This window comes from Methanosalsum zhilinae DSM 4017 (genome assembly GCF_000217995.1).
Taxonomy (GTDB): domain Archaea; phylum Halobacteriota; class Methanosarcinia; order Methanosarcinales; family Methanosarcinaceae; genus Methanosalsum; species Methanosalsum zhilinae.
This window is the reverse complement of the sequence record NC_015676.1, coordinates 342,349-364,237: the sequence shown is the minus strand read 5'-3', so window position 1 is coordinate 364,237 and position 21,889 is coordinate 342,349. Positions and strand designations below refer to the sequence as shown.

General features: G+C 39.3%; 24 protein-coding genes. 6 read left to right on the top strand and 18 right to left on the bottom strand.

Features of this window, described 5'->3' with window-relative positions; all coding sequences use genetic code 11:
• Positions 1-19 precede the first annotated feature (19 nt).
• The 3 genes from MZHIL_RS01660 to mptA are packed head-to-tail and all read right to left on the bottom strand — an operon-like array spanning position 20 to position 1,692.
• Positions 20-517, bottom strand: coding sequence for a hypothetical protein (locus tag MZHIL_RS01660; protein WP_013897635.1), 498 nt, complete (start codon positions 515-517; stop codon positions 20-22).
• A 4-nt stretch (positions 518-521) separates the two neighbouring features.
• A complete protein-coding gene (locus tag MZHIL_RS10615; RefSeq protein ID WP_013897634.1) occupies positions 522-677 on the bottom strand; it encodes a hypothetical protein in 156 nt (51 codons plus the stop codon).
• Between the two features lie 58 nt (positions 678-735).
• Positions 736-1,692, bottom strand: a complete 957-nt coding sequence (gene mptA, locus MZHIL_RS01655; RefSeq protein ID WP_013897633.1) for a GTP cyclohydrolase MptA — start codon at positions 1,690-1,692, stop codon at positions 736-738.
• Between the two features lie 317 nt (positions 1,693-2,009).
• Between mptA and MZHIL_RS01650 the strand changes: the two genes are divergently transcribed.
• Positions 2,010-2,300 (top strand): non-histone chromosomal MC1 family protein, encoded by a 291-nt coding sequence (locus MZHIL_RS01650; RefSeq protein ID WP_013897632.1) that lies wholly within the window; start codon positions 2,010-2,012, stop codon positions 2,298-2,300.
• A 192-nt stretch (positions 2,301-2,492) separates the two neighbouring features.
• A complete protein-coding gene (gene argB, locus MZHIL_RS01645) occupies positions 2,493-3,386 on the top strand; it encodes an acetylglutamate kinase (protein WP_013897631.1) in 894 nt (297 codons plus the stop codon).
• Positions 3,387-3,409: 23 nt separating this feature from the next.
• Here the strand turns inward: argB and MZHIL_RS01640 are convergent, their stop codons facing one another.
• The 5 genes from MZHIL_RS01640 to hxlA form a co-directional block, all read right to left on the bottom strand.
• The gene (locus MZHIL_RS01640; RefSeq protein WP_013897630.1) at positions 3,410-4,459 is read right to left on the bottom strand and encodes an archaeosine biosynthesis radical SAM protein RaSEA; all 1,050 of its coding nucleotides are present in this window, start codon (positions 4,457-4,459) and stop codon (positions 3,410-3,412) included.
• A complete protein-coding gene (gene guaA, locus MZHIL_RS01635; RefSeq protein ID WP_013897629.1) occupies positions 4,460-5,374 on the bottom strand; it encodes a glutamine-hydrolyzing GMP synthase in 915 nt (304 codons plus the stop codon).
• A 179-nt stretch (positions 5,375-5,553) separates the two neighbouring features.
• Positions 5,554-5,691: a hypothetical protein gene (locus tag MZHIL_RS10440; protein ID WP_013897628.1), complete on the bottom strand. Its 138-nt coding sequence runs from the start codon at positions 5,689-5,691 to the stop codon at positions 5,554-5,556.
• Positions 5,692-5,740: 49 nt separating this feature from the next.
• Positions 5,741-6,502 (bottom strand): A24 family peptidase C-terminal domain-containing protein, encoded by a 762-nt coding sequence (locus tag MZHIL_RS01630; protein WP_013897627.1) that lies wholly within the window; start codon positions 6,500-6,502, stop codon positions 5,741-5,743.
• Complete coding sequence (hxlA, locus tag MZHIL_RS01625; protein WP_281033999.1) at positions 6,499-7,776, bottom strand: 3-hexulose-6-phosphate synthase; 1,278 nt, start codon at positions 7,774-7,776, stop codon at positions 6,499-6,501. The genes MZHIL_RS01630 and hxlA overlap by 4 nt, the downstream gene beginning before the upstream one ends.
• A gap of 179 nt (positions 7,777-7,955) precedes the next feature.
• Here hxlA and pyrB point away from each other — a divergent pair, with 179 nt between their 5' ends.
• On the top strand, positions 7,956-8,882 hold the full coding sequence (pyrB, locus tag MZHIL_RS01620) for an aspartate carbamoyltransferase (RefSeq protein ID WP_013897625.1): 927 nt from the start codon (positions 7,956-7,958) through the stop codon (positions 8,880-8,882).
• Complete coding sequence (pyrI, locus tag MZHIL_RS01615; RefSeq protein ID WP_013897624.1) at positions 8,883-9,365, top strand: aspartate carbamoyltransferase regulatory subunit; 483 nt, start codon at positions 8,883-8,885, stop codon at positions 9,363-9,365.
• A 32-nt stretch (positions 9,366-9,397) separates the two neighbouring features.
• Here pyrI and dapB read toward each other — a convergent pair whose 3' ends face one another.
• The 4 genes from dapB to MZHIL_RS01595 form a co-directional block, all read right to left on the bottom strand.
• Positions 9,398-10,189 (bottom strand): 4-hydroxy-tetrahydrodipicolinate reductase, encoded by a 792-nt coding sequence (gene dapB, locus MZHIL_RS01610; protein WP_013897623.1) that lies wholly within the window; start codon positions 10,187-10,189, stop codon positions 9,398-9,400.
• Positions 10,186-11,061, bottom strand: coding sequence for a 4-hydroxy-tetrahydrodipicolinate synthase (gene dapA, locus MZHIL_RS01605; protein ID WP_013897622.1), 876 nt, complete (start codon positions 11,059-11,061; stop codon positions 10,186-10,188). Before dapA ends, dapB begins: the two co-directional genes overlap by 4 nt.
• Before the next feature lie 22 nt (positions 11,062-11,083).
• On the bottom strand, positions 11,084-11,272 hold the full coding sequence (locus tag MZHIL_RS01600) for a 30S ribosomal protein S17e (RefSeq protein WP_013897621.1): 189 nt from the start codon (positions 11,270-11,272) through the stop codon (positions 11,084-11,086).
• A 120-nt stretch (positions 11,273-11,392) separates the two neighbouring features.
• Entirely contained in the window at positions 11,393-11,704 is a 312-nt protein-coding gene (locus MZHIL_RS01595) for a hypothetical protein (protein ID WP_013897620.1), read from the bottom strand.
• 145 nt (positions 11,705-11,849) lie between these two features.
• Between MZHIL_RS01595 and dinB the strand changes: the two genes are divergently transcribed.
• Positions 11,850-12,935, top strand: a complete 1,086-nt coding sequence (gene dinB / locus MZHIL_RS01590) for a DNA polymerase IV (protein WP_013897619.1) — start codon at positions 11,850-11,852, stop codon at positions 12,933-12,935.
• Between the two features lie 7 nt (positions 12,936-12,942).
• Here the strand turns inward: dinB and MZHIL_RS01585 are convergent, their stop codons facing one another.
• From MZHIL_RS01585 to MZHIL_RS10720, 3 genes are all read right to left on the bottom strand, one after another.
• Positions 12,943-13,707 (bottom strand): heparan-alpha-glucosaminide N-acetyltransferase, encoded by a 765-nt coding sequence (locus MZHIL_RS01585; protein ID WP_013897618.1) that lies wholly within the window; start codon positions 13,705-13,707, stop codon positions 12,943-12,945.
• Positions 13,708-13,854: 147 nt separating this feature from the next.
• Positions 13,855-14,277, bottom strand: a complete 423-nt coding sequence (locus tag MZHIL_RS01580; RefSeq protein ID WP_013897617.1) for a Zn-ribbon domain-containing protein — start codon at positions 14,275-14,277, stop codon at positions 13,855-13,857.
• A 259-nt stretch (positions 14,278-14,536) separates the two neighbouring features.
• The gene (locus MZHIL_RS10720) at positions 14,537-17,698 is read right to left on the bottom strand and encodes a DUF7507 domain-containing protein (protein WP_048815435.1); all 3,162 of its coding nucleotides are present in this window, start codon (positions 17,696-17,698) and stop codon (positions 14,537-14,539) included.
• 592 nt (positions 17,699-18,290) lie between these two features.
• Here MZHIL_RS10720 and MZHIL_RS01570 point away from each other — a divergent pair.
• On the top strand, positions 18,291-18,665 hold the full coding sequence (locus tag MZHIL_RS01570) for a DUF5658 family protein (RefSeq protein WP_013897615.1): 375 nt from the start codon (positions 18,291-18,293) through the stop codon (positions 18,663-18,665).
• A gap of 727 nt (positions 18,666-19,392) precedes the next feature.
• Here MZHIL_RS01570 and MZHIL_RS01565 read toward each other — a convergent pair.
• From MZHIL_RS01565 to MZHIL_RS01555, 3 genes are all read right to left on the bottom strand, one after another.
• Positions 19,393-19,776 carry a hypothetical protein gene (locus MZHIL_RS01565; RefSeq protein ID WP_013897613.1) on the bottom strand — a complete coding sequence of 128 codons (384 nt, stop codon included), beginning with the start codon at positions 19,774-19,776 and terminating at the stop codon, positions 19,393-19,395.
• The gene (gene artB / locus MZHIL_RS01560) at positions 19,773-20,333 is read right to left on the bottom strand and encodes an archaeosortase B (RefSeq protein WP_013897612.1); all 561 of its coding nucleotides are present in this window, start codon (positions 20,331-20,333) and stop codon (positions 19,773-19,775) included. Before artB ends, MZHIL_RS01565 begins: the two co-directional genes overlap by 4 nt.
• Positions 20,334-20,401: 68 nt before the next feature.
• Entirely contained in the window at positions 20,402-21,667 is a 1,266-nt protein-coding gene (locus MZHIL_RS01555) for a DUF7507 domain-containing protein (RefSeq protein WP_013897611.1), read from the bottom strand.
• Between the last annotated feature and the right edge of the window lie 222 nt (positions 21,668-21,889).

Sequence of the window (21,889 nt, the reverse complement as noted above, 5' to 3'; positions counted from 1 at the left end):
TATCAAAATTCAAGTTATTTCATACTTCAAATCTGCACTTCTTTATTTCACAGTCCAGTCTATTCATTACTTCAATTGCACCGCAGATTCCCTTTATTCTAAGACCTGTGAAATCCTCAGTTGAGCACAGAACGTTCTGGTCAGGGTGTGTTCCGGGAATTATCTTACATGACAATTGTGTTGAATTACCTGCAGAAACCACCGCTTTTAATCTTTTTGAGGCAGGATGACCTGGAGGAAGAACGATCATAGGAGATCTCAGTTCACGTATTGTATACAGGATACATTTGAGACCATTTTCCGCAACTTTTCCTGTGGAAAAAGCTGAAGCTATAATAAGATCCTCACATTCAAGTCCCAGTACAATTTCCTCAGATTCGGTTTCCAGGAAAAACTGGGGTTCTGATCCTGCCTTTACAATACCAATCGTTCCATGGCTTCCTTTTAAAAACAGGATCTCGTGTTCTTCTAGAGGAATTCTTACTGCATCAGACATCTTCCTTGTGTCCTGCTGCATGTAATTAATCCTGTTCTCTCACATTTTTGGATCCGCATGACGGACATGCTACGTTCTTGCCGATTCCTTTGAATTTGTTATTGCATTCATTACAGGTATATTTTTTAGCAGGAATCTGCTCATCAATGTTTAGATCATATGAATCTCCAACACTGCACATTAATCTCACCACGTAAATAATGCAAGCTGATACTATATAGATTCAACTGATATTTTTTTTATTTGAGAGATTCTATTTCAGCACGCAGCTCTCCCATTGTAGCAATTCTTTCTGCAAATGCATTATGTCGGTGAATACTTTCCTCATTGATCTGCTTTATCACAACAACAGCATCATCCGGAAGATGATTAAGTTCATTTACAATGTTGCGGGCCATTGTACGTACACAGTCTTCAACAAACTTTGGATTGAGATGCGCCTGTTCAACCACCACCGCTTCATCACTGCGTTTTAGAAGTTCAACAATACTGGAACTCATAGATTTTTCAATGATCTTTATTATTGTTTCAAGTGATACTGATGCATCACCCTTTGACTCCACAGATATGATCCCGCGGCCACGCTGGTTATGGGTTGCCATTGGTACCTTATGAAGGAATCTGGCAATCTTTTTGTTGTCAACACCGAGTGCCTCCAGTTCTTTTCTTGCAGTGTCCCTCATTATTTCCTGAGCACAGGGACAGGCAGTCATGCCAACAACTTCAGCACCAACAAGATTTCTCACTTCTATATTATCATTATCTTTTCTGACAGCTGTGGACTCTGCAAAAATATCAACAACTTCCTGACAATTCATTTTAGTTGCTGGAGATTCCCTTTTGATGACGTATTCGCTTTTCATTATTACTTCTGACTGGGTCGCATATTCGTGTCTTGTGAGTAAACTGTGCGCTACATCACTGCAAAGCTGCTCGATCTCATAAACCGGCATATTGACAGCCTTTTCCAGAACTTCATCTACTGCTTCAAAGTTTCTAGATAGATTTGCTCCTTTAAGGTTTGACGGAAGATCTACAAATATATCAAAGGTGCTTATCAGCACAATGGGTCTTTTACCTTTTCTTTTTATCTCGACCAGTTTTTTTACATCTGTCACACCAACCCTTGAGAGGTTGACCGGGATCTGGGGTTTATTTGCCTGAACATCAGGAAGCATTACAATAGGAAGTTCCATAATATGACCTCACTGTAAATATAGATTAAAACATACATATATATAATTAATTTTTATAAAATTACTTAACCGATTTCAAACAGTTAGCAATCTCAGATATATCAATCGTTCAATCCTGATAAGTCTTAATTCTCAAAATACTACAAATTAATTGCATGTAAATGTTGTGTTAATATGCAATCAAAATCAATTTACAGTATAATTATATTATATATGTCATCAGAATCAGAATCGAAAGAGCACTTTAAAAGAAAAGCTATTTATACTTAATAAACAGAAGTACTATCAGTTGCCGTAAAAGGTTACGAGGTGATATCATGGCTCAGACAAGAAATTTTGTACTACGAGATGAAAAGGGAAATGAGCATGGCGTATTTACTGGAAAACAACCACGTCAGGCTGCTCTAAAAGTGGCAAACCGGGGAAGTGGATCCAAAAGCAAGCCAGAGACCATCAGACTCAGAGAGCGTGGAACAAAAAAAGTCCATGTGTTCAAAGGCTGGAAAGAAATGGTTGATGCGCCAAAGAACAAACCAGACTGGATGCCAGATAAGATCAACAAGCCCTATGTCAAAAAGGTTAAAATTGAAAAGCTCGATGAAATCTGATAGTTACTCTGCCCGTTTTATATGATGGGCACCAATTTTTTTTTGCTAATATAATTTTAGAGTAGATACCGTGCACAATTCAATGGATCTGAATGGCTAATTTCTATCACGCCTGTTAGTATAATACTTTTTTTCATGATTTAATTATCATAAATACAAAACTTTAAACATATTTATGAAAATTATATAGCTATGACCCTTACTAGAGAAAAAGTCCTGATAGAAGCCCTACCATATATAAGAGAATTTTACGGGTCCCTAATGGTCATCAAGATCGGTGGCCATGCAATGGTAGACCCTGAAGTAATGGATGACATTATTCAGGACATAGTTCTGCTTAGATATGTAGGGATATATCCCATTATAGTCCATGGAGGAGGACCGGAAATAACTGCAAAAATGGAGATCATGGGGAAAAAACCAGAATTCATTGGTGGACTCCGAATAACCGATGATGAGACCATGGAAATTGCCAGTATGGTCCTGGTGGGTAATATCAATACCAATATTGTATCTCTTATTGGCCTTCACGGAGGCAGGGGAATCGGACTCTCAGGTAAAGACGGACGAATGATAATCGCAAGAAAAAAACCAAGTCAGCGTATCATGATCGAAGATATTGAACACGAGGTTGATCTTGGATGGGTTGGAGAAACGGAAATTATTAATCCTGAACTGCTAAGCATTGTTACAGAGAAGGGATACATCCCTGTAATATCACCTATAGCAATGGATGTAAGGGGCAATAGCCTGAACATTAATGCCGACACCGTAGCTGGAGACATAGCTGCGGCCATTCATGCAAAAAAGCTTATACTTATGACAGATGTACCAGGAATACTTGAAAAGCATGATGATAAGTCTACTCGAATATCCAGAATAGCAGTTGGGGATGTTGAGAATCTGATTAGTGAAGGAATAATCACAGGTGGAATGATACCAAAGATCAGAAGTGCATCAACAGCTGTTGAAAGCGGAGTCGAGGGAATTCATATAATCAATGGAAGTGTGTCCCATTCAATACTCCTGGAACTCTTCACTGATCAGGGAATAGGAACCATGCTTTATAAAAAAGATACATCCTGATGAAATTACAGGATCTATTTACATTACACCGTAATGGGAGCACCATAGGTATAATCATCAAGCTCAATTATTTTTTCCCATAGATAACGACACTCACAGGATACACTCTCAAGCACCCTTATATCCTGAGTTAAAGAAAAATTTCTCACTGCATCTGCCACATCCCTGCTGCATATTTTGCAGTTATGTGGACCACGTTGTGATCCTGCACCCACGGGATCTGACATTATCACAATATCCGGATGCGCTGATTTTGTCCTGTGCAGTATTTCAACAATACTCCACAGCCAGGGAGGACGGAACTGCTTTCTTTCCCAGAGCATCTCCACAAGAGTACCCTTCTGAACATTGCAGAGATTAATGGATACTGTATCCGCATAAGGATAAATGTCATTCACTGAGCGAATAATATCATTAACAGCCATACCTTCTGAAATAAAAGGTGGTTTGAGAAGCAGATAGGCCTTTGTAGTTATTCCCCTTACCTTTGCAATTTCCGATGCCCTTACAAAGTCCCTGAAGCTAAAACCCTTGTTGATAGATTCTGAACGTATCTTATCTGAACTTGTCTCAAGGCCAACCGCAATTTCAAAAGGCTTGCCAGCAATGAGATCCATGCAATCATCCATTGTCTGGTCGGTCACAAATTCAGGTCTTGTCTCTACAATGACCTTTGCAATGCGGTCATCTTCCTTTAATCGAAGCAGGATATTTTCTCGGGATTTTCTACTGATCTCATTCTCATCCAGAAAGCTGCCTGAGGTAAATATCTTTACCACCATTTTTTCAAGATCAGACGCTTTTTTGAGTGCATGTTCCAGCTGTGAATGAATGTCATCATCGTCTGGGGACTCTGCAGCACTGTCATACACATATCCACACATAGTGCATCCACCGGCACATCCCCAGTAACAACCTGAGGTTCTGAAGATAATTGTCAGTGAATCTATTATTTCCCCATCTACAAGATCCTTCCCGATCCATGAAGCTGCAGGGCGGTCATTTGCAGATGGTTTTATACGCTGGCGTTCCCGAATATCCAGAACAATTTTGTTTAGATCTTTCATTGTCATTTATTCAAACTCGATTGTAGCAGGAGGCTTAGGCGACAGATCATATACAACTCTCACAACAGAAGGTATAGATCCTGATATGCGTGCCTCTATTTTTTTCAGAACCGACCAGGGCAGTTCAAGAGATTCAGCGGTCATTCCGTCCCTTGATCCCACAGCACGCACTGCAACTATCCATCCATGCACTCTCTGATCACCTTTAACTCCGGTACCCTTACCAAGAACCGCTGCAAAGGTCTGCCATGGATGATAGCTTTCAACCAGTTCTTCCTCAACTATAGCATTTGCTTCTCTTACAACCTCAATTTTTTCTTCTGTAACCTCACCCAGCACCCTCACTGCAAGTCCAGGTCCCGGGAAAGGCATTTTATCACATATTTCCTCTGGCAGATCTAGGGCTCTGGCAACTTCGCGTACCTCATCTTTATAAAGATCATCTATGGGCTCCACAATAGACTTGAAGCTGATCCTCGAGGGCAAGCCTCCAACATTATGATGTGACTTAATACCTCCTTCTGATTCAATTCTGTCAGGATAGATAGTACCCTGAATAAGAGTATCAGCATCCAGTTCCTTTGCCTCCTCTTCAAAAACCCGGATAAAGGTTTCACCAACTGCCTTCCTTTTTTCTTCCGGATCGTCAACTCCTTTAAGTGCTGCAAAAAATCTGTCCTTTGCGTCAATTATCTGCAAATTCATGTCAAGAAAAGTATTTTTTATCCTCTCAGTTTCACCTTTTCTCATAAGACCTGTATCAATATATATTGGTATCAGATTATCTCCAATTGCCCTGTATGCCAGTACTGCACACACTGAGCTGTCAACACCTCCTGACAGGGCAATAATAGCCCGCCCAGTACATTCCCTTTTAATGTACTCAATACTTTTTGGAATAAACGTATCTACTTTAACCATTGCAAAAAACTCCAGCTGATCGGTGATGATTACCAGATGTTATTTATTATACATAAGGTTTATACTTCATAGTGCTGGCAACTAAAATGAAAAACATATTTATTAAAAAAAGATTAGAGTGTGTGAAAGCTCAAAAGAGCATACCTCATCACACCCCTGTAAGCATTTGTATATCTGCTTTATTCACATGTATCCAGCAGTCCCTTTTTCTTACCCCCACGCCTGTCTCCTGCCTTGATAGGATCAATTTTGGCTTTTGTTACCCTTTTCTTAGGTCCTGTATCTGTTTCTGAGCTGTTGTTATCATTGTCTGTCAAATCTAATTCCTCCCATCAAATATATGTGACAATTTATATTAAAAATTGTTCATACAAGATAGTTCAGTGTCAGATGAAAAATAATATCTCCGAAAATAACGGCTGCAATAAAGCCTGCAGTTATAGGGATCATGAATGGCAGGCCTGGTGTGACCCATACCTTATCACCAATAAGACCTTTTTTTGCATAGGATCTAAGTGTACTTAATTGCCGGTCATCTATATCCACACCACTTCTGCTAAACTTTGAAGACACTTCACCATCATTATTCTCCTGATATGCTTCAATCAGTTTCAGGTGACGTTGTCCAAGTTCTGAAATTGGATGCATGTATCCAATAAAGAGATAGAAAGGATTTTTTTTAATCTCATTTAGAGGGAGTTTGATGAGATTATAAATAAAAAGTCCCAGAGGAACAACTACTGTAAGAATTATAGAATTGGTAAAAACCCCAAAAGCAAAAAGATTGATCAATGGCACACCATATATGGGCAGTGTCGCGTCTGCCAGTTCTATCACAGGATATGCAGGGATTATGAGGGATATGACCATCAGGACCTTTGCATCAGCTCCTCCAAAGGCATTGAGATAGAACAGAATATATACAAAAATGAAAATGAACGCAAAGGACAACACCAGATGAATCAGATGGTCCAGACCATATCTCACCAGATCATGTATTATGAAAATTGACCCTGCACCAAGCATCAGGGGCCATACTCTGTTGGATACTCTACGGGTCTTTATATCAGAATAGCAGGCATATATAAGAAAAGGAATACATATCAATACTTTCAGAATCTCAATCATCTGTGCTTCTCCCATTTTTCAAGTTCAAGTATATTTGAAAGGGTTCCTCCTTTCTGTATTTCAGAATACAGTCTTTTTTCAGTTTTCTCAACCTCTTTTGCACGCCGGGCTATTTCATATGCCCTTTTTCCAGGCACAACAACAACACCATTATCATCACCCACTATGTAATCTCCCGGACATACGGTCTGATCTCCACAAATAATCTCACTGTTAATTTCCCCAAAACCTTTGGGGTCACCTGCATTTGGTACATTGTTTCCTGCAAAGACTGGGAGTGACATTTTTTTAATCTCATCAATATCCCTGACAGCTCCGTCAACCACAACACCGGCAACTCCTTTATTGATACAGCTCATGGTCGCAAGCCCTCCCCAGCATGCAGTATCAATGCTACCACTGTATATTACTATCACATCACCACTTTCTGCCATATCAATTGCCTCAACCGTCTTTGCCCAGTCACCTTCCATTGTTCTGACAGTAACCGCGGTACCTACCATTTTCCGACCTTCTGTACAAGAGTGGATTCTATTCATTGCACCTTTCCTGTGCATAGCATCGGAGATATTAGGAGTGGACACTGCCATTAATATTTCACGGATTTCCTCATCCCGTGATCTTTCAGATTCAGTGACATTAGCTGGAGAGTCAACACTATTCCTGATAGCACGGGCAGACTCGGTCACACTGTCAGAACGAATGATATTCCCTCCAACAATCACAATATCAGCTCCTGCATTTACAGCTCTGGCTGCACTCCGGGGATCCAGGCCTCCTGCAACTGCTACAGGAACATTTACTTCCCTGCAGATATTCTGAAGAATGGATACAGGTTCAATACCCATCATCTGCTGATCAATACCGGTATGAACATTTATGTAATCGACCCCAAGGGACTCCATTTCTTTAGATCGCCGCAATGGATCATCTACAGATATCAGATCGATCATAACCTTCACACCATATTTACGGGCTGAACGAATCGATTCAACTATTGTAGAATCATCTGCATTTCCCAGCAGCATAACAACATCTGCACCTGCCTTTGCTGCCATTTCAACTTCCATTGCACCAGTATCCACTGTTTTCATATCTGCTACAATAACATTCTTTGGGAAAGCATTCTTGAGCTGTCTGACGGAATTCATACCTTCACTTTTGATAAGTGGCGTACCGGCTTCGATCCAGTCAACACCACCCTCTACAGCTTCTTTTGCGATCTGGACCGCGCGTTTGATTTCCAGAAGATCCAGTGCCACCTGAACGATTATTTTTTTAATATGACCACCTTCGAATATTTTAAGTACAGTTCAAGATCATGTTCTTCTGCATCAAAATCATTATCATATAGGTAACTGAATGTTTTTTCAGTGTGCCGGAATAATATATAAGGTATTCTGTAATATACCATAGTAAATATTATATTCCATGTAATTCTTTCATTCTCTAAATGAAATTCACTAATATGGACATCATATCAATGAAGGATTTTTCACGTGATATGATCGATCACATTCTGGATACTGCCGAAAAACTTGAACCTGTGGCAAGGGGTAAGGAAAGGTCAGATATTCTTCAGGGTCTTGTATTATCACTTCTTTTTTTTGAACCAAGTACCAGAACCAGGATGTCCTTCGAATCTGCAATGGTCAGGGCAGGTGGCAGCGTGCTCAATATGGGATCTGTAGAAGCAAGTTCAATTTCAAAAGGAGAAACTCTTGCTGATACTATCCGGGTAATAGATGGCTATGCAGATGCAATTGTTCTGCGACATCCCAAAGAAGGGTCCGCACGTATGGCAGCAGAATATTCATCTGTCCCTGTGATCAATGCCGGAGACGGTGCAGGCCAGCACCCGACCCAAACCCTGCTGGATCTTTATACAATCCGCAGGGAAAGTCATCTGGAGGGAATAAAAATAGCAATTGCAGGAGATCTCAAGTATGGAAGGACTGCACATTCACTCTGCTATGCGCTTTCGCTCTATGGTGCAGATATTACCCTGGTATCACCAGAAAGCCTTCGAATGCCGGAAGAAATAATAGAAGATCTCAGAAGCCACGACATAAATGTTTACCAGACATCTTCGATGGAGGAAGTAATATCTGACATTGATGTACTGTATGCCACACGAATACAGAAAGAGCGCTTCCCGGATCCAACCGAATATCAGAAAGTGGCAGCATCACTGAAAATAGTTCCACAGCTTCTTGATGAGGCAAAAGAGGGACTTAAAATAATGCACCCGTTACCCAGAATAAATGAAATTGACCCGCAGATAGACGAAACACCGCATGCCACTTATTTCAGGCAATCTTTCTACGGAGTTCCTGTAAGAATGGCTCTGCTGTCTCTTGTAATGGGGAGGGAACCGTGAATGAATAAAATCAGCAATGAAAGCAAGTATGAACTCAGAGTCCATCCTATTGAGAATGGAACTGTTATTGATCACATTACAGCAGGCCAGGCCTTAAACGTACTGAAAATACTTAATATACCGGGAACTTCCGAAGGTATTGTCAGCATACTCATCAATGCACCGGGTGCTGAGGAGAGAAAAGATGTTGTTAAGATCGAAGGACGCGAGCTCAAGAGCCAGGAAGTTGATAAAATAGCCCTGATAGCACCAGATGCTACGATCAATATTATACGGGATTTTAAGGTCATCCGGAAAAAAAGGGTGAAAATACCAAGTTTTCTTACAGGTTTTGTACAGTGTATTAATCCTAACTGCATATCAAACAGCAATGAGCCAATAACCTCAAGATTTGAAGTGAATAATAAATGTGGCAAAATAATGCTGCGATGCAAATACTGTGAAAAAACCATAGAAAAAAATATTGCAGACCATCTGCTCTAAAATAATATTATAAGTTCTGAAATCAGATGATCTCAGAACCCAAGTATGTCATCCATACCATATATACCGGGATTCACTGAACTTACCCATTCTGCAGCCTTTACTGCACCTGCTGCAAACGCCTGTCTTGAATGAGCCTGATGTTTTATTTCTATCCTCTCACCTGCTCCGGCAAAAAGAACAGTATGATCACCTACAATATCTCCACCTCTTACTGCGTGGATTCCTATTTCCTTGCCTCTGGGAGCATGGCCCTGTCTTCCAAAAACATATTCCCGATTGTTCATGACCTCATTGATAACTTCAGCTGTCCCCATAGCAGTTCCACTTGGTGCATCCTTTTTCTGGTTATGATGTGCCTCGATTATTTCCACATCATAGTCTGTAAGATATTTTGCAGCCTCTTTAACGATCCTGAAAAAGACATTCACACCAACTGCATAATTAGGAGATATGACAGCAGCCACATTATTATCTCTTATTGAAGCATCAATCACGTCTCTCTGTTGACTGGTAAATCCGGTAGTACCGATCACCATGTTTACACCACATTCTGCTGCAATGGGAGCATTTTCAAATGTGGCATCAGCAATTGTAAAATCTATCAGCACATCAGTTCCTGAGCTGATAAGTACATCTTTCATATCCTCTGCAGGAGATATCTTAACTCCCTGTGCCTTAGCATGTGCAACTTCTCCTGCATCCATCCCTATATTCGAGATATCAAAGGCAGCTGACAATTCCAGATTATCAGAGTTTATGATATTTCCAATGATAAGTCCGCCCATTCTTCCGGAAGCTCCGGTAACTGCTACTTTTATCATACAAGAACACCCAGGTTTTCAAGTGAATCTTTCAGTATCTGATCATTTTCCTGACTCAGAGATGATAGGGGTAGCCTGAGAGTTCCCCCTGCCTTTCCGATCAGTTCCATCGCTCTTTTTACCGGAATTGGATTGGTTTCCAGGAAAAGAGCACGTATCAGAGGTAAAATTTCATAATGTATTTTTCTGGCAGTCGCGATATCATTACTCATTGCAGCATCATACATTCGGACCATTCTGGAAGGAACCACATTTGCTGCAACCGATATCACACCACTACCACCAACTGTAAGCATTGGGAATGTAAGGGCATCTTCTCCTGAATAGACCAGGAAATCCTCATCCCCTGTATTTTCAATGATCTGATATATCTTATCAAAATCACCGCTTGCATCCTTTATCCCGACAATATTATCCAGTTTTGCAAGTTCAAGTATAACATCAAGAGGCATATCCTGGCCTGTCCTTGAAGGAACATTATAAAGTATCAGAGGAAAGCTTACAGACTCGGATATCTTTGTGAAATGCTTGATCAGTCCCTGATTATTGGGTTTGTTATAATAAGGTGAAATAAGAAGAGAACCATCTGCTCCGGCATCCTCAGCATATGCTGTAAGTTCCACTGCCTCTGCTGTATTGTTAGAACCTGTGCCCGCAATTACCGGGACATTTGCACATTCCACTGTCAGGTCGATCAGTTCCTTATGTTCAGCAGTAGATAATGTTGCTGATTCGCCGGTTGTTCCACATGTTACAACACCTGTAACCCCACCGTCTTCTACATAACGTACATTTTCTCTGTAACCATCGCGGTCTATAGAGCCATCATAATCAAAAGGTGTTACAAGTGCTGGCATGACGCCTTTGAACATATTATCCCTTCTTTATATCAAATCACTGGCTTCTTGCTACCTTTCGGGTAACATAGCCTGCAACTTTGTTTCTGATTGTCTTGCTCTCAATTGTAGTGTATTTGGTCACAAGGTGCTTGTTCTCATCAAAGTCTGATGTAAACACATCGGCGTGATCTTCAATCAGAAGGCGTGCTATATTCTTAATGTTTGATTGTCTTATATTTCCCATAGTTATGTATCTCCGTATTGATTCATATTACATCTTATCAAAATATAATAGTTGTTACTATAATAAGCTAACAAACGGTTAATGAGAAACTTTGCATTTATAACTTTTGGATTGATATAGTCAATCCTTGTCCCAGTTCTCCTTTTTATAATCCGTTTTTCCAAGAAACCTGTCAAGTGTATTTGCATCCTCAAAGACCTTTTCACGGACTCCTTTCTTATTAAGGAAAAGACCAATAAGAACCAGTAAAAGTCCAATATTGGGATTGAGAAGAGAAATTATGGCTCCGATCAGTACTATAAAGGATGCCCCAATTCCCTTCATTGCACCTTTACGGTATGATTGAAAGCCTGTGCGTTTATAGATGCGGATATCTCGAAGTGTCAGAAAGAGAACTACCATATAAGCTGCTAATGCAATATAGATATACATATAATAAACCTGCTATAAACTAAAAATATATATTTCATTCGATAATGATCGGATTATGAAGTAAACCACATGTATCAGATTATTCAAAGGATCTCTAACAGATTGACCAGTAGTATCAAAGAAGCGGCAAAAAGGTAAAGTAAATATGAGCTTTTTTCCTGACAGTATCAAGTTTCATATAGACATGGATAGTTTTTTTGCATCAGTGGAAACCAGCCAGAGACCTGATCTTAAAGGATTGCCTGTTGTGATTGGATCCGATCCCAAAAAAGGTGCGGGTAGAGGTGTTGTAAGCACCTGTTCCTACGAAGCAAGAAAATACGGAATACATTCAGCAATGCCCATATCAAAGGCCTACCGTCTATGTCCGCATGCTGTGTATCTGCCTGTAAACTCTGCACTCTACAAAAAGACATCAAATCGTATAATGGTCATACTTCAGAGATTTGCAGAAAGATTTGAGCAGGTCAGCGTAGATGAAGCCTACCTTGACATGGGAAAAAAGGTAACAGATTACGACCATGCTTGCATGATTGCAGAACAGATCAAGAAAGAGATTTTCAGAGCAGAGGGACTTACCTGTTCTATAGGAATTGCTCCTGGAAAAAAAGTTGCAAAAATCGCGTCTGATTATAATAAGCCCGATGGTCTGACCGTCGTCCCACCGGCTAAAGTAAAAGAATTTCTTGCTCCTATGCCAGTTTCAAAAATTCCAGGAATTGGAAAGAAAACCGAGCAAATGCTTCGGGAAATGAATATCTATAGAGTAGGTCAACTTGCAGAATATGATGTACAGGCATTGATTAGCAGGTTTGGAAAGAGTGGAATCTTCATGAAACAGATAGCAAATGGTGTAGATCATGGAGAAATTAAACAATATAGAGAATCAAAATCTATCAGTAAGGAAGATACCTTTGAAGAAGATACTGCTGACTACAGAATCGTAGAATCTGTATTGATGTCACTTTGTGAGGAAGTTCACAGAGCAATGAAGATTAACAATTTTAGATTCAGGACCATTACCCTGAAAGTTCGGTTCAGTGATTTTAGAACATATACAAGATCAAGTACACTGAAATGTCCCGCAGAAGAAATGGATATAATTAAACAGCATTCAAAAAATCTCATCAAGGAGTTCATAGGTCAGGAGAAGTTTCGACTAGTGGGAATAGGCATATCCAAACTGGAGAAGATTGATAAAAAGCAGACTCTCATAACTGATTTTGCATGATAATATTTTATTGAAGAATTGAAGGGTCTGCAATCCCGGTAACGTAAAGCAATATGATCAGAATAGGTTGATGTATTAAATAAATTAAAAGTGAATGCTGTCCGATCATACAGAACATTCTCACTGCACCATTTCCTGTAAGATCCGGCACATCAGCGATTCTGGAATAATCATGGTATAGCATGTTACCTGCAAATATCCCAAATAGGACAATCCCAAACCATGGAAGCAGAGGAAAATAATCGAATGAGTATAATCCCTGTGGTGCCATCCCGAGCCATAGTAGCCAGAGATTATCCACGTTAATGGCATTTATATGAATAGCTGCCAGAGCACAGACAAATCCGGCAAATATGTTTGCGTAACCCAGCCTCAAAAAGGGATATGAAAGAATAATTGAAAATCCGATAAAATGCAGGATACCAAAATAGATCACACCTTCAGGGAGAAGTATATAAGTTATTATAGTGATGATCACTCCCCATGAAAAAATCTTAAGGCCCCTTTTAATATTTCTCAATATGATTTCACTCTGGGATCTATTTTTTGCAATTGATCTTGAAAAACTAAGTGTCAGGGATACCCCTGCAAGGAATATAAATATCATTGCTGTAAGACGTCCAAAATACATCCAGAAGCCGGATCTTAGATTGAGATCATAGTTTCCAAAATGGTTCAGGTCATACAGAAGATGAAACAGTATCATCATCAAAACTGCAAATCCCCTTAAAAAATCAATTTCCCAGAATCTTTTATCCAGAGAAGAAACCATTACTAAAGCCCATACCAGAGTTATACAAAGAACAGCGATAATTCAAAAATAAATAGCATCAATCAAATTCAAATTTTTAATACCTAATTTTATATTCCTGAAAATAACTGATAACATGCTGAAAGTCAAAAAATAGTCAATTGATACTTATTTCTGTTTCTTTTTTTTCTCATCGAACACAGACGGTAAATGAAGTGCATAACTGCCATCTTCCTTTATGGCCATGATTATCTCTTTTCTGTTTAGAAGAGAATCCAGGTTTAATTCATAGGATCCTGGGCCCAGAATTTTTACAGATTCAACCTTTTCCCCTTCCATTTCAGAAGAAATGTTTCTTTTTGTAACATCAACTCCCAGTATCTGATCCACTTCATTGATAAATCTTTCAGCTGGTGTTGTTTCCTGATTACCTTCAGTATCAATTTTCTCCGGCAGATTCTCTGAACTCTCTTTTTGAGTCTCTTTCTGAACATAGAGAAATTTATTCCATCCACAGTTCGGGCAGCCATTCAATATCGCGGCAGCCCCGTCATCAAATATCTGCTCACATCTGGTACATTTATGAGGCATGAAGTCACCGAATTCCAGTATTATAAGATGTTCCTTATACAGAACAATGATATGTTATAGTATTTGTATTACCACATTAAAAGCTGGCAATTAATTTTCACTTACTCCTCAGATTTATATAAGGTTTACCCGATAATATAGTTAACGTAAAAAGAAATATTCAAAAAAGTTACAATATTTATCCCGGGTTTAAAAAAGTTAAAAAAATCAGGAGGGCAACATCAGTTGCCCTTTTTATACATCACAGCTTGTCCTCATCTTATTTTTCAATCTCCCTTCTTACAAACAGCATCACCAGCATTCCTACACCTGTCACAAGTAGCAATGGTGTTGCAGATGGTACATCTTTTTCAGGTATACCAACGTAATGACTTGGATCCTGATCAGTGACAATGATACCATTGTACTCTCCAGTTACATTACCCATATTGACATACTGACCTTCAATAGCTACGCCAGTATCTTCAACTACGGTACTCTCACCCACGCCAAGGTTACCAATATTGAACACCTTTCCTGTGACATTGTCAGTAACCACAACATTGCTCAATGGAACAGTTCCGGTATTGGTCACAATGTAGGTCCAGGTAACTGGATCACCAACATTAATACTTGGTCCTGGGGGTGAATCAGCATCCACACCATTGGTATGTTTCTCAATATCAATGGAGGGAGCGGCACCAAAGTAGTGACTGGGATCTTCGTCAGTAACGATAATACCTTCGAATTCTCCGGTTACATTACCCATGTTGGCATACTGACCTCCAACAGCTATACCGGTATCTTCAACTTCAGTACTCTCACCCACTCCAAGGTTACCAATATTGAACACCTGTCCTGTGACATTGTCAGTAACCACAACATTGCTCAATGGAACAGTTCCGGTATTGGTTACATTGTAAGTCCAGGTAACAGTTTCACCAACGGGTATGAAAGGACCGGTTGGTTCATCGGCATCAATACCATTGGTATACTTTTCAATGTCAATGGAAGGAGCAGCTCCAAAGTAATGGCTGGGATCCTCGTCAGTAACAATAATACCTTCAAATTCTCCAGTTACATTACCAATATTGGCGTACTGACCTTCAAGAGCAGTACCGGTATCTTCAACTTCAGTACTCTCACCTGCTGCAAGATCACCTATATTGAATGTAGCACCAGTTACATTGTCAGTAACAGTAACGTTGGTAAGATCAACATTACCCGTATTGGTTACATTGTAAGTCCAGGTAACTTCATCACCAACGGGTATGAAAGGACCGGTTGGTTCATCGGCATCAATACCATTGGTATACTTTTCAATGTCAATGGAAGGAGCAGCACCAAAGTAATGACTGGGATCTTCGTCAGTAACAATAATACCTTCAAATTCTCCAGTTACATTACCAATATTGGCGTACTGACCTTCAAGAGCAGTACCGGTATCTTCAACTTCAGTACTCTCACCTGCTGCAAGATCACCTATATCGAATATAGCACCAGTTACATTGTCAGTAACAGTAACGTTGGTAAGATCAACATTACCCGTATTGGTTACATTGTAAGTCCAGGTAACTTCATCACCAACGGGTATGAAGGGACCGGTTGGAGTATCAGCATCTTCTCCATTGGTATACTTTTCAATGTCAATGGAAGGAGCAGCTCCAAAGTAGTGACTGGGATCCTCGTCAGTGACAATAATACCTTCGAATTCTCCAGTTACATTACCCATATTGGCGTACTGACCTTCAAGAGCAGTACCGGTATCTTCAACTTCAGTACTCTCACCTGCTGCAAGATCACCTATATCGAATATAGCACCAGTTACATTGTCAGTAACAGTAACGTTGGTAAGATCAACATTACCCGTATTGGTTACATTGTAAGTCCAGGTAACTTCATCACCAACGGGTATGAAGGGACCGGTTGGAGTATCAGCATCTTCTCCATTGGTATACTTTTCAATGTCAATGGAAGGAGCAGCTCCAAAGTAATGACTGGGATCCTCGTCAGTAACAATAATACCTTCGAATTCTCCAGTTACATTACCAATATTGGCGTACTGACCTTCAAGAGCAGTACCGGTATCTTCAACTTCAGTACTCTCACCTGCTGCAAGATCACCTATATCGAATATAGCACCAGTTACATTGTCAGTAACAGTAACGTTGGTAAGATCAACATTACCCGTATTGGTTACATTGTAAGTCCAGGTAACAGTTTCACCAACGGGTATGAAAGGACCGGTTGGTTCATCGGCATCAATACCATTGGTATACTTTTCAATGTCAATGGAAGGAGCAGCACCAAAGTAATGACTGGGATCTTCGTCAAACACCGGGAATCCTTCATACAGAGCAGTCACGTTACCCATATTGGCATACTGGCCTTCTTCAGCGACACCGGTTACATTGAATATCCATGTTTCACCAGGAAACAGAACATCTGCAGGATCTATATCTGCAACAAGCCCTGTTACATTATCCATTACAACAACATTATCCAGCGGAACATCACCAATATTGGTAATCTCATATGTCCAGGTTACATTTTCGCCAACATGAATGAAAGGACCGGTTGGTTCATCGGCATCAATACCATTGGTATATTTTTCAATATCTATAGCAGGATTTGGTGGAGTAATAAATACAGATACAATATCCTCACCTACCACGTCAGCTGATGAGCCTGCCATAATCTGCGCAGCAAAAGTGTCACCTGGAGTCATATTGAAATACGTGCTGAAGTTGTTTATGCTTACCTCATAGACCGATTTTGGAAGCTCTGTATCCCCCGGCGGACGATATTCATCAAAAGTAAACCTAGCACTAACCTCATCGTACTGCCCATCAAGAGCAGTATTAGAAGAAACTGACCAATCGTTATTCACAATTGAAATTGTTGCGTATTTATCATTCTTTTCTAAATAAATACTCCAGAACTCTGTCGGACCAAGTCCATATGGATGTCCTGGTGTTCCAGCAGCTGGCCCGGGATTTCCAGCCTGGTCAGCCGGAGCTACTCCAGTAACATCACCATCACCATCTACATCACCGGGAATTCCATAAACTTCACACATACCATACATTACATCATTTACAGGATCATATCTGGCATAAATTCTCATTATGTCAGATCCACTGTAGTCACCCAGTGTAGCCATGGACTGGTCAAAGGTTGGTCCGGCTGTGTCATTGGGATATACATCAAACCAGTTATCTGTCACTGCTGTATGAAGTCCTCCCTGACGCATCACCAAACGATCACCAAATGGTCCGTTTGGATCATAGGTAGTAGCATTTTCCTGACCAAAAGCCCAGTTCTCATCCCACTCCCCAGGTGATTTATATCCATCAACTTCTATTGCTCCTGCTGCACATGCAGTAGCAGAAAATAGAGTTGCTACAATTAGCAATAATACTAATGATTTTATTCGATTCATTATCTTACATCCCCCATGTATCAATGTTCCCCATAAATTCATTTCAGACTCCGATTGAAAAATCTGAAACTATATGTACAAATGAAGATTACCTGATTCCACCAGCTATTTTATAATTATAGCATCTCACATGAAAATCAGGCCCAAGCAGATATAACGTCTGTTACCCCCTTCCTGTACCATATCATGGGAATTTATTTGCTATCTATAACTAAGATTCAGAAGCATAAAACAGTCTGGAAAAAGAAGTTCGAATGGCTGTTTCTAATTATATTATTTAAACCAGTTAAGCATCGAATCTGCATGAAATCAGAACTTTATCAGGAATTTTTTATTTTCAAAATCAGTTGAGGTTTTGCAAATAAATAAATTATGCATCTAAGTTCTGGAACTTAATTTCAGATTTTTTTTTCATATCTTTATTTAGCCTTTTGTAAAGTAAATACAATTATAGCGGGTTGGGGAGTGGGCCTGACCCGAATATCACAATCATGAAAACATATCGAGTATCGACTACATGATGAGTGCAGTGTGATTCCTATCAGTTAAATGTTTTCTGAATGTGGTATTAAAATAGTGCGGGGTTGGGGAAATGGTTAAATGGAGAGATGTCAGGACATTTTTGTATGATTCCAGATACGTCATTATATTTTTTATAGTTCTGGACTTTCTGACTACATATGTAGCTATCAGTGCAGGGCTTGGTTATGAAGGAAATCCTGTTATGGCCCATTTGCTAGAGTCAGCAGGATTTATTTCACTGCTTATGGTAAAGCTGCTATTTTTGATACTTTTATACAGGGTATATATTGAGTGTAAAAATAAAAGGCTGGAAAGCCTATGGAGTGCAACCAGGAACATAATAGCAGTCATGGGAATTGTTATAATATGCAACAATATGTTCGTAATAATAGGACTTCCAGATTTTTACAGCCTTGGAGTTCTGTTTTTTGACAATATCCTGTAAAATAATTAACTCTACCAGTGAATTCCAGATAGTTGATAAAAAGCCATACTAATTGTTTTTAAGTACAATTGCAGGGAAACTTTTGTCCAGAAAATTGTTTCTTATCTCTATTTAAGCATTTATAATGTAATTATAATTGTAAAGGGTTGGGGAGTGGGACCTGATCTGGATACTTCACAGAAATTTAAAGGGGTAACAAATTGCATTTTAGATCTATCATGCAATATTTTCATATCTAATTGTTCTGTGAAGTATCCAATAATTACAACCCCTTTTAAATTTACCTATTTTCGATCTAACATTTTCATATGAACTATTTTCCTTTGATTTATACGCCAGGAAAAATCCTATTAACTGGATAATCTTCATCACGCAGCATGTAAGAAGATACTAACTATAAGCAGGTCTAAACAAATAATTAAACGAAATATTAAAAAATTATTACAGTATGTAACTAAATTACTTATCTGTTTTTCGAATGAATGTTATGAAACTCTCATTCATATTATTATTTAAAAAATCAATCTCATAGAAAGTATTGTAAGTGTTGTGGGAACGGGGGAATACTGATAACTTCACGATTACAAAGGATGAGACCATTCATCCCCTCAATTATGACATATCTCTCTAATCTGTGAAGTTATCAGAATATACTTTTTTTATATATTTAGATAAATATAAAAGATAGTACTCTATAAATATATTCCATAAAGACGAAGCTTTTACCTTAAAAGTTAAAATTCATATGGCGATTCATCAGCACAAACCACAGAACAAATGGAAAAGCCACCCTTCCAATTGCATAGAAGTAGAATAGTTCACCTGCAACAGAAACAAAAGTAAACTGGAAGCCTATTATCAGTAGAGTGAACACACAAATTATTGCAGAACCTCCAATAATATATTTCAGCCGGAGGTTATTTTCAACAGGTGTAGCAAGCACCAGTGCAATAAAAGGAACAAGATTCATTGGAAGATAGAATGTCAGAAAGCTAAAAGCTGAAAGTGATGTGTCCCCCGATTCAAAGTGATTTATCACTCCTGGCAATGCAATTATGAACAGGACTGTCAGATATAATAAGAATTTACCAAAAAATACAGAGATTCTCATTTCTTAACCACCTTTTCAATCCATACAATCACTACAATTGCAATGATAATCAGAAGTGTTATCTGCCAGAGATAGTAATGAACATAATCAAACAATTCCGGACTCCAGATCCCCACTAATGACAGTGAAACCAGCCGGATCATATTTATTCCAAGGATTGCAGGTATTCCAAATGCAATACCGATAGCTTTTTTGGCGTAAGTGGTGGAATATGCAAGAACACAGCTTGAATATACAAGGATCTCATAGATACCCGTGCATTCATCAATGACTCTCAGAGAAAGGTTCTCCAGATACACGTAGGAGCCCATATGAGAGTTCTCAACTCCAAGCAGATTCAGAATAACTGCAAGGCCATTTGCAGTCCAGTCCCTCATAAACTGAAGATCGTCTTTTACTGTGATATAAACAAGAGTTAAAATAGCAATATACAGAAGATACAATCCTGCAAAGCGAATTATACCTTTATTATCCTCAAATACATTCACTAATTTGTCTTTAAGAGTTAGTTCAGTATTTTTTTTAGATGCTTGTTTTTTTGTACGTTTTTTCCCCATTAATAATCACCAAATACCCACTTTAAATATTCACCTTCGCCTATATAAAAAAGTAGGAAAAATTAGAATTAATCTTTCCTTCTCATGGAAACAATTCCAATTATTCCAAGCATTGCCACAAGTCCAACAAGTCCTGCAGGAGTCATAACAGGCACATCGTTACCATTGTGTGGTATGTCTTTACATCTGTAGTGTGCAGGATCATTGTCTGTTACGGGTATACCGGATGCCATTCCTATAGCATCAACCGTTCCTACATTCTTGTAATAATAGGGTGGCTGGCACACCTCAGGCACTGTTCCCTGTGCAAAGCATTCCATGCTCTCACCTATTGCAAGAGTATCCTGTGGACATGTTATGTTGCCAAGCTGATCATCAGTTAACATAACGTTAACCAGTGGTTCATTGCCTGTGTTGGTGATTACATACTTCCAGTAGACATCCTGACCTGTATCCAGAAGAGGACCTGCTGCAGGTGTATTTGCATCGTGCCATGTAACATTATCCCCACTTACATATTTTATAAGTTCAATGTCTGGTTCGGGGACCTCAAAGAATACCGATACAATTTCCTCACCTACAATATCAGCAGATGAACCTGCCATAATTTCAGCTGCAAATGTCGCACCTGGACTCATATCAAAGAACGTGCTGAAATTACTCATGCTTACTTCATAAACTGATTTTGGAAGCGTTTCATCTCCGGGAAGACGGTACTGATCAAAAGTAAATCTTGCATCAGCATCATCATAATCCATTCCAACGTTTGAAGAAACGGACCAGTCATTATTTACTACTGAAACAAAAGCCCAGTTTGCACCCTGTTGTATATTTATATGCCAGAACTCTGTAGGACCAAGCCCATATGGATGTCCTGGTGTTCCAGCAGCTGGCCCGGGATCTCCAGCCTGGTCAGCCGGAGCTACTCCAGTAACATCTTCATTACCATCCAAGTCACCAGGCATCCCATAAACCTCGGTCATACCATACATTACATCATTTACAGGATCATATCTGGCATAAACTTTCATTATGTCAGATCCACTGTAATCACCCTGTGTGGCCATGGACTGATCAAAGGTTGGTCCAGCTGTGTCATTGGGATATACATCAAACCAGTTATCCGTTACTGCTGTATCAAGTCCACCCTGACGTATTACCATTCGATCACCAAATGGACCGTTTGGATCATATGTAGTTGCATTTTCCTGACCAAAAGCCCAGTTATCATCCCATTCTCCCGGTGATTTATATCCATCAACTGTAATAGCAGCAGCTGATGAAGCTGTCATTAATGCTACCATTAATGTCAGTATAACTATCCATATTTTCATATTCTCATCTCCGCTAATTTATTTATAACTATGAACCCCCATCTGTTCATTAGACATGGTTATTTATGACTGTAAATCATATAATTAAAGACGAAACAGTAATAAGAAGTAAAAATCAGAATCAATATAAGTACAATCAAAACATACAGGCATTATATCCAGAATCTGGAATATATAAATCAAATCTTTTTTTACATGGGGTTGATTAAACTGCCTCTGTTA